This is a genomic window from Mycobacterium asiaticum (assembly GCF_001668675.1).
In the GTDB taxonomy this organism is placed as follows: Bacteria; Actinomycetota; Actinomycetes; order Mycobacteriales; family Mycobacteriaceae; genus Mycobacterium; species Mycobacterium asiaticum_D.
Genome location: NZ_LZKQ01000010.1, coordinates 1 through 9,722, shown reverse-complemented (window position 1 = coordinate 9,722; position 9,722 = coordinate 1). Strand labels below are relative to the sequence as shown.

Annotated in this window: 3 protein-coding genes; all 3 read left to right on the top strand. The window is 67.5% G+C overall.

Annotated features, from left to right (window positions below):
• Positions 1–2,494 (top strand): type I polyketide synthase (locus A9X01_RS00800; protein ID WP_155771853.1); only part of this gene is annotated, 2,494 nt, incomplete at its 5' end.
• Positions 2,495–2,497: 3 nt separating this feature from the next.
• Complete coding sequence (locus tag A9X01_RS00795) at positions 2,498–8,854, top strand: type I polyketide synthase (protein WP_065118851.1); 6,357 nt, start codon at positions 2,498–2,500, stop codon at positions 8,852–8,854.
• Positions 8,851–9,722, top strand: an 872-nt coding sequence (locus A9X01_RS00790; protein WP_081282135.1) for a beta-ketoacyl [acyl carrier protein] synthase domain-containing protein, incomplete at its 3' end; no start/stop codon positions are given. The genes A9X01_RS00795 and A9X01_RS00790, both read left to right, overlap by 4 nt.

The window sequence follows — 9,722 nt, the reverse complement described above, 5'->3', positions numbered from 1 at the left end:
CCTCGCGGGCGCGGCGGTCTGGGGATTGGTCCGCTCGGCGCAGGCCGAATACCCGGACCGGGTGGTGCTGATGGATTCGGACGGGTCGGTCGACCCGACGCGTGCCGCCGGTTGTGGGGAGCCGCAAATCCTGATCCGCGCCGGGCAGTTGTACGCGGCCCGACTCACACCGGCAACCGGGACATCGGGGCTCGAATTGCCCGCCGGGAATTGGCGAATGGTGACAGGCGCCGGCGGCACGTTGGAGGACCTGATCGTGCAGCCGTGCCCGCATTCCGAGCTGGCAGCCGGTCAGGTGCGGGTCCGGGTCGCCGCGGTCGGGGTGAACTTCCGGGACGTGCTGGTGGCGTTGGGGATGTACCCCGGCGGCGGTGAGCTGGGCGTCGAGGGCGCTGGCGTGGTCGTCGAGGTTGCTCCGGATGTGACGGGAATCGCCGCCGGCGATCGCGTGATGGGTCTGCTGGGGATCGTCGGGTCGGAGGCGGTCGTTGATGCGCGCCTGGTCATTGCTGTGCCGCGGAGATGGTCCATGCAGCAGGGCGCGGGAGCGTCGGCGGTGTTCCTGACCGCGGTATACGGCCTTTCGGTGTTGGCCGGCGTGAGGTCCGGCCAGCGGGTGCTGATTCATGCGGCGACCGGCGGAGTGGGCATGGCGGCGGTGGCACTGGCACGACATTGCGGATTGGACGTTTTTGCCACCGCGAGTCGCGGCAAGTGGGATGTGCTGCGCGCGATGGGCTTTGACGATTCCCGCATCGGCGATTCCCGAACCCTGGACTTCGAGGAGAAGTTCTTGGCGACCACGGGCGGCATGGGTGTCGACGTGGTGCTGAACTCGCTGGCCGGTGAATTCGTCGACGCATCGCTGCGGCTGTTGCCGCGCGGCGGGCGATTCATCGAGATGGGCAAGACCGACCCGCGTGACCCGCACGTCGTCGCGCAGCACCACCCGGGCGTCGAGTACCAGGCGTTCGACCTCATCGAGGCCGGTCCGGACCGGATCAGCCAGATGTTCGTCGAACTGACCGAGATGTTCAACACCGGCGTACTGGATCCCCTGCCGGTCAAGAGTTTTGACGTCCGGTCCGCCTCGTCGGCGTACCGGTTCGTCAGTCAGGCCCGCCACATCGGCAAGGTCGTGCTTTCGCTGCCCGATGCCCAAGGACTGGCCGGTGCCACGGTGCTGATCACCGGAGGCACCGGGATGGCCGGCGGGGCGCTGGCCCGCCACCTGGTGACGCGGTACGGCGTGGCCCAAGTGGTGTTGGTCAGTCGGCGAGGTGCTGCCGCTCCCGGCGTCGCGGATGTGATCGCTGAGTTGGAAGGTCACGGCGCCGAGGTGTCGGTGCGCTCCTGCGACGTCGCCGACCGCGACGCGGCCGCACAACTGATCAGGCAACTACCCGAAGGGTATCCACTGCGTGGGGTGTTCCACGCCGCCGGTGTGCTCGATGACGGGTTGTTCGCCGCCATGACACCCGACCGGGTGGATGGGGTGCTGCGCGCCAAAGTCGACGGCGCGTGGAATCTGCACGAACTCACCGAGAACATGAACCTGGCTGCATTCGTGATGTTTTCGTCGATGGCCGGCATCATCGGCACCGCCGGCCAGGCCAATTACGCGGCGGCCAACAGCTTCCTGGACGGTCTGGCGGCGTACCGGTGCACCCGCGGAGTGCCGGGATTGTCGATCGCGTGGGGGCTATGGGAACAGACGAGCTCGATGACCGACCATCTGGCCGAGCGGGACATAACCCGCATGCGCCGGCTCGGATTGGCGCCGCTGTCAACGGAACTCGCCATGCAATTTTTCGACGCCGCCCTGCGCACCGATCGTCCCGTGGTGGTGGCCGCGCCCGTCGACCCGGCCGCGCAGCAGACCGACGCCGCCCTGCCGCCGATATTGGGTCAACTGGTCACTCGCCGGCAGCGGCGCGTGGTGACCGATGCCGCCGCGTCGACCCCGTCCGTCACCGGACTGACTGCGCGCCTGCACGTCCTGACCCCCGAACAGCGGCGTGCCGAACTGCTGTCCATGGTGTGCGGTAATGCCGCGATTGTGCTGGGCCGCTCCAACAGTGCGGATATCGAGGCCGACCGCGCCTTCGGAGACCTCGGGTTCGACTCGCTGACCGCAGTAGAGTTGCGGAACCGGTTGAAGGGGGCAACCGGGCTCACCTTGTCGCCCGGCCTGATCTTCGATTACCCCACGCCGACCGCGCTTGCCGAACACCTCGACTCACGTTTGGCGGTCACCGTCGATCGTCAACCCGACCGCATCGACCGGTTCAACGACATCACCCGCGAGCTGCAGTCCCTGCTCGGCCAACCCGACTGGACACCGGACGATAAAGAGCACCTGGCTTCTCGGCTGCGGACCTTGCTGTCCGTGGTGGAGGTACCCGTCGACGGCGACGACAGCGACGTCGCGGATATCTTCGCCGCCAACGAAAGCCAGCTCTTTGCCATCCTCGACGAAGAACTGGGCTCCTGAGCCATGGCAGGACAGTCAGTGCCCGAGAACGAGAAACACCTTGATTACCTGAAGCGTGTTACCGCAGATCTACGCCGGACGCGTCGGAGGCTCTCGGAGCTCGAGGGCAAGCAGTCCGAACCGGTGGCCGTGGTAGGAATGGCGTGCCGCTACCCGGGTGGTGTGGATTCGCCGGAAGCGCTGTGGCAGATGGTGACCGAGGGCCGCGATGCGGTTTCGGATTTCCCCACCGACCGTGGCTGGGACCTTAACGATTTGTATGACCCCGACCCTGACGCCAAGGGCAAAATGTACGTCCGACAGGGTTCCTTCCTCAAAGATGCGGGCGACTTCGACGCCGGTTTCTTCGGCGTCGGCCCCAGTGAAGCCCTGGCCATGGACCCGCAACAACGGCTCGTCCTGGAACTGTCGTGGGAAGCCTTGGAGCGGGCCGGAATCGACCCCCATGGTCTGCGAGGCTCAGCGACCGGGGTGTTCGTCGGGGTGATCCATGCCGGTTACGGGGGTGAGGTAACCGGCGAATTGGAGGGTTACGGGCTGACCGGCTCGACCCTGAGCGTGGCTTCCGGCCGGGTCTCCTACGTCCTGGGATTGCAGGGCCCCGCGGTGTCGGTGGACACCGCGTGTTCGTCGTCGTTGGTCGCGATGCATATGGCGGCGCAGTCGTTACGTTCGGGCGAAACGGATCTGGCGTTGGCAGGCGGCGTCACGGTGATGGCCACCATCGGCGCTTTCGTGGAATTCAGCCGGCAACGGGCGCTGGCCGCCGACGGCCGGTGCAAGGTCTACGCCGGGGCGGCCGACGGTACCGCCTGGTCGGAAGGTGCCGGGCTGCTGGTGCTCGAGCGACTGTCCGACGCCAGGCGGTTGGGGCATCCCGTGCTGGCACTGCTGCGCGGCTCGGCGGTAAACCAGGACGGCGCCTCGAATGGATTGACCGCTCCGAATGGTCCTGCCCAGCAACGGGTTATCCGGGCAGCGCTGGCCAGTGCCGGGCTCACCACCGCGGAAGTGGACGTGGTGGAAGGTCACGGGACCGGGACCACCCTGGGCGATCCCATTGAAGCCGAAGCGCTGTTGTCCACCTACGGTCAGGACCGGCCGGCGGGGCGGCCGCTGTGGCTGGGTTCGATCAAGTCCAACATCGGTCACACCTCGGCCGCCGCGGGCGTCGCCGGGGTGATCAAGATGGTGCAGGCGATGCGGCACGGGATGATGCCAAAGACGTTGCACGTGGATGTGCCTACCCCGCATGTGGATTGGTCGGCGGGCGCCGTCTCGCTGTTGACCGAGCCGCGGGCGTGGCCGGCGGGGGACACGCCGCGGCGCGCCGGCGTGTCATCTTTCGGTATCAGCGGCACGAACGCGCACGTAATCGTGGAGCAGGCGCCGCCCGTCACGGAAGATGCCGTCCCGCAGGCTGATAGCCGGGGACCCGTGCCCTGGGTGCTTTCCGCGCGCTCAGCGGAGGGGCTGCGCAGGCAGGCTGAGCGGCTGTTGCGGCAGCTGGATGCCGGGTCGACCAATGTCGACATCGGTCTGTCGCTGGTCACCACGCGGTCGACATTCGAGCATCGGGCCGTGCTGGTCGGCACGGACCGCGATGAGCTGACGGCGCAATTGGCGGGGTTGGCCGCGGGCGATCCGGATGCGGCTACGGCAGTGGGCCGGGTCGGCGCCGCGCGCAAGCTGGTCTTCGTGTTTCCCGGGCAGGGATCGCAACGGCTGGGGATGGGCCGTCAGCTCCACGAACACTTTCCGGTCTTTGCACGGGCATTCGACGAGGCGGCGGATGTCCTCGACCAACATCTGCGGCTGCCGCTCCGCGACGTAGTATGGGGCGCTGACCGAAAGCTGTTGGAAAGCACCGAGTTCGCCCAACCGGCCTTGTTCGCCGTGGAAGTGGCGTTGGCGGCACTGCTGGAGTCCTGGGGTGTGCTCCCCGACTTCGTCGTCGGTCATTCGGTCGGGGAGATCAGCGCGGCGTGTGTGGCCGGTGTGCTGTCGCTGCCCGACGCGGCGAAACTGGTTGCGGTGCGGGCCCGGCTGATGGCCGGTCTGCCTACTGGCGGCGCCATGCTGGCCGTGGCCGCTCCGGAGGGCGAAGTGGCGCCGCTGCTCGGCGCGGGTGTGGACATCGCCGCCGTCAACGGGCCCGAGGCGGTGGTGATTTCCGGTGCCAAGGATCAGGTGAATACGGTCGAAGCCGAACTGGTGCGGCGCGGTCGGCGCGCGCATCGCCTGGCGGTTTCGCATGCCTTCCATTCGGTTCTGATGGAGCCGATCCTGCCGGAGTTCGCCGCATCGGTGGCCGCGCTGACGCCCGCTGGGCCGCGAATTGACCTGATATCCAATGTCAGTGGACAGTTGGCCGGTCCTGGATACGGATCGCCCGAATACTGGGTGCAGCACGTACGCCGTCCGGTGCGTTTTCACGACGGTGTCGAGTCCATCGTCGCGCAAGGTGCAGTCACCTTCCTCGAACTCGGCCCCGTCGCCGGCCTGACCGCCGCGCAGGAGCACTCGGTGCCGGTGATGCCCAAAGAGCGCCCCGAAACCACCTCGCTGCTGACCGCCCTCGGCCACTTGTACGTCACCGGCTTCGCGGTGGACTGGGCACAGGTCTTCGCCGGGCGGGGCGGGCGCCGGGTCCCGCTGCCGACCTATGCGTTCGTCCGAAAGCACTTCTGGCTGAGCCCAACCGACGTGGGGCACCGGAATGTGGCCGCCGCGGGTTTGACCGGGGCCGCGCATCCGCTGCTCGGCGCCGTCGTCGAACGGCCGGATTCGGGTGCTGTGGTGCTGACCGGGCGGCTGTCGCTGGCCGACCAGCCGTGGCTTGCCGACCACGCGGTGGCCGGGACGGTACTGTTCCCCGGGGCCGGGTTCGTCGAACTGGCGATTCGGGCCGGCGACGAGGTCGGCTGTCCGACTGTGGAGGAGCTGACGTTGTCGGCGCCGTTGGTGTTGCCGGCCGGCGTGAGTGTGCAGCTGCAGGTGGTGGTGGACGCCGCCGGCGAGTCTGGTGCCAATGTGTGGATGTATTCCCGTGCCGCACAGCAGGGATCGGTCTGGGTGCTGCATGCACAAGGCGTCCTGAGCCCGGCACCATTGCGGCCGAGTGCGGAGTTGACGGTGTGGCCGCCGGTCGGCGCGACGCCCGTCGATCTGACCGGAACCTACGATCGGCTGTCCGACCGCGGTTATGCCTACGGGCCGGCATTCCGTGGCCTGCAGTCGGTGTGGCGCAACGGGGCCTCGCTATTCGCCGAGGTCGCACCCCCCGACAGCGCACAAATAGCGTTGGACGGCTTCGGGATCCATCCAGCGATTCTGGACGCGGCATTGCATGCCATGGGCGTGGTGGACGATCAGGATCTGATCCTGTTGCCCTTCTCCTGGCAAGGCATTGCATTGCACGCCGCAGGTGCTGGGCGGCTTCGGGTCCGGCTGGCGCCGACTGGTGACGGGGCCGTCTCAGTCGAGATCGCGGACGCTCGCGGGCTCCCGGTGTTGACCGTGCAGACCTTGACCATGCGCCCGGTGTCACCCGATCAACTGTCGGCGGCGACCACGCCGGCCGCTGCCGCTGATGGGCTGATCGAACTCGCATGGACACCGATCCAATTGAGCGGTAACAAGATTGAAAAGGTGGTGATCTGGGAGCACAAGCCGACCGGCGCGGACATGACGAAGGCGGTGCATGCCGCCGCTAACGAGGCATTAGGTGTGTTGCAGTCGTGGTTGAGCGGCGACGATGCCGGGCAATTGGCGGTGCTGACCAGAGGGGCAGTCGGATTGCCCGGCGAGGCCGCCCCGGATCTGGCGGGTGCCGCGGTGTGGGGCCTGGTGCGCTCGGCGCAAGCCGAACACCCGGGCCGGATCGTGCTGGTGGATACCGACGGGTCGCTGCCGGTCGAGGACGTAATCGATTGCGGTGAACCACAAGTGCTCCTCCGTGCGGGCGTGGTCCACAGCGCCCGGTTGACGCCCAGCAACCCTCCGACGCTGTTACGGGTCCCCGAAGACGCCTCGCCGTGGCGGTTGGTCGCCGGCGGTGCCGGGACACTGGACGAGTTGATGCTGCGGCCCTGCCCGCAGGTGGAGTTGGGTCCGGGACAGGTCCGGGTGGCGGTTGCCGCGGTTGGAGTCAACTTTCGAGACGTGTTGGTGGCGTTGGGGATGTATCCCGGAGCGGCGGAGGTGGGCGCCGAGGGCGCGGGCGTGGTGGTCGAGATGGGCCCCGGGGTCACCCGTTTCGCCGTAGGCGATCCCGTCATGGGCATTCTGGGCGTCGCCGGGTCCGAAGCGGTAGTGGATCAGCGGTTGATTGTGCCGGTGCCGCCCGGGTGGTCGCTGCCGCAAGCCGCCAGCGTGCCAGTGGTGTTCTTGACGGCGTGCTATGCGCTGTCGACATTGGCCGAGGTGCAGCCCGGTCAAAAGGTGCTGGTGCACGCCGCGACCGGGGGTGTCGGCATGGCCGCCGTTCAACTGGCCCGGCACTGGGGCCTGGAAGTATTCGCCACCGCGAGCCGCGGCAAATGGGACACCCTGCGGGCGATGGGGTTTGACGATTCGCACATCGCCGACTCCCGCACCCTGGCGTTCGAGGACAAATTCTGGCTGGTGACCGACGGCACCGGTGTGGACGTCGTGCTGAACTCGCTCGCCGGTGAATTCAACGACGCGTCACTGCGGCTATTGCCGCGGGGAGGTCGATTCATCGAGATGGGCAAGACCGATATCCGCGACCCGAATCGCATCGCCGAACTCCACCCGGGGGTGTCCTACCGGGCGTTCGACCTGATGGAGGCCGGTCCCGCGCACATCGCGCAGATGTTCGGCGATCTGATGGCACTGTTCGAAGCCGGTGCGCTGCAACGATTGCCGATGAAGGCGTGGGATATCCGCTCTGCGCCCGAAGCCTACCGATTCGTCAGCCAGGCCCGCCACATCGGCAAGGTGGTACTCACCGTCCCGGACGGACCCGGTGTGGGACTGTCGTCCGGCACGGTATTGGTCACCGGCGGTACCGGCATGGCGGGCGCGGTTCTTTCTCGTCATCTTGTGCACCGGCACGGGGTGCGTCGGCTGCTGCTGGTGAGCCGCCGAGGTGCAGCCGCCGAGGGGGCCACCGAGTTGATTGCCGAACTGGCCGGCGCGGGAGCGGACGTCCGAGTCGTGGCCTGCGATGCGGCCGACCGCCACGCGCTGGCCGGGCTGCTGACTGACCTCCCGGAGCGATATCCGTTGTCCGGTGTCATCCACGCCGCCGGTGTGCTGGACGACGCCCTGCTCGCGTCGCTGACCGAAGAACGCATGGATACGGTGTTGCGCGCCAAGGTCGATGCGGCGTGGAACCTGCACGAGCTGACCCAGGACATGAATCTCGCCGCCTTCGTGATGTTCTCGTCCGTGGCGGGGATCGTCGGTTCACCCGGACAGGGGAATTACGCGGCCGCGAACAGCTTCCTGGACGGGCTCGCCGCGTACCGGCGCGAACGCGGGTTGCCGGGAACCTCTGTAGCCTGGGGACTTTGGGAACAGGCGTCGGGGATGACCGAACACCTCGACGACCGGGACAAGGCCCGGATCAGCCGGGTAGGGATCGCCCCGCTGTCCGCTCAGCAAGCCCTCGACCTGTTCGACGCGGCGCTGCTCAGCGATCGCCCGTTCGTGGTGGCTGCCCGGCTCGATCAGCAGGCGCTCGCAGCCCACCGCGACGCGTTGCCGCCGTTGCTGGCGCAGTTGGTATCTCGTGCACCCCGGCGGGTTGTCGCCGAGATCGACACCACGTCGGTCTCCAAGTCGGGACTGCTGGCACAGCTGCACGGGCTGTCCGCTGAGCAGCGACGCCAAGAGCTGATCGAGTTGGTGTGTGGCAACGCCGCTGCCGTACTGGGCCAGCCGAACGTCGCCGACATCGACCCCGAACGTCCGTTCCAGGACCTGGGCTTCGACTCGCTCACCGCTGTCGAACTCCGCAATCGGCTGAAAAAGGCCACCGGCCTGACGCTTTCGCCGACACTTATCTTCGACCACTCGACCCCGGCCGGTCTGGCCGCGCACCTCGATGCCCAGCTCGACACCCAACTCGACGGCGGGGCCCCGGCCTCCGATCCACCCGACCGCATGCGCCGGTTCGACGACATCACCCGCGAACTGCAGCTGCTGGTCAACCAACCGCATTGGGATCCCGCGGAGAAGGCACGTCTGGTTGCGCGCATGCAAGAACTGCTCGCCGACCTGACCGGCCCCACAGACGCCCAACCCGAATACGTGGACGACTACAACGACGACATCGAAACCGCCACCGAGCGTCAACTGTTCGCGATCCTTGACGACGACCTGGCGCCGTGAGTTCAACCGAAACCGACCCGTCGGGTATCGCCGTCATCGGACTCGCATGCCGGTTTCCCGCAGCCGACGGACCACGGCAGTTCTGGCGTCTGCTCCGCGACGGACGCGAAGCCCCAAAGTCATTCGGCGACGCCGTTGCGGAATTCGATGCGGACTTCTTCCATATCTCGCCACGAGAAGCCACCGCGATGGACCCTCGGCAACGACTCGCCCTCGAACTCACCTGGGAATTGTTCGAAGACGCGTTCATCCTGCCCGAGACGGTCACCGGCCAGCGGGTCGCGGTCTTCGTCGGCGCGATGAACGACGACTATGCACTGCTGACCCTGCGCACCCCCGGCCTGAACCTCGACCATCACTCCTTTCCCGGTACCAGCCGGGCACTGATCGCCAACCGCGTCTCGTATGCCTTCGGGATGCAAGGTCCAAGCCTCACAATCGATTCGGGTCAGTCGTCGTCCCTGCTGGCGGTCCACCTCGCGTGCGAGACGCTACGCGCTGGGGCGGCGCCGCTTGCGGTGGCCGGTGGCATCCACCTGAACCTGGTCGACGAAACGGCGCTATTGGAAACCGAATTCGGCGCCGTCTCCCGATCGGGCCGCACCTTCGCGTTCGACGAACGCGCCGACGGTTACGTCCGCGGCGAAGGCGGCGGGCTGGTTCTGCTCAAGCCGCTGGCTGCGGCGCTGGCCGACGGTAACCGCATTCACGCGGTGATCCTGGGTAGCGCTGTGGGCAATGCCGGGCACCGATCGGCTGGATTGACCGCGCCTTCGGTGTTGGGCGAAGCCGACGTCATTCGGCGTGCGCTGGGCAGTGCGGGTCTGGCCAGTGAGGACATCGCCTATGTCGAAGCCCACGGCACCGG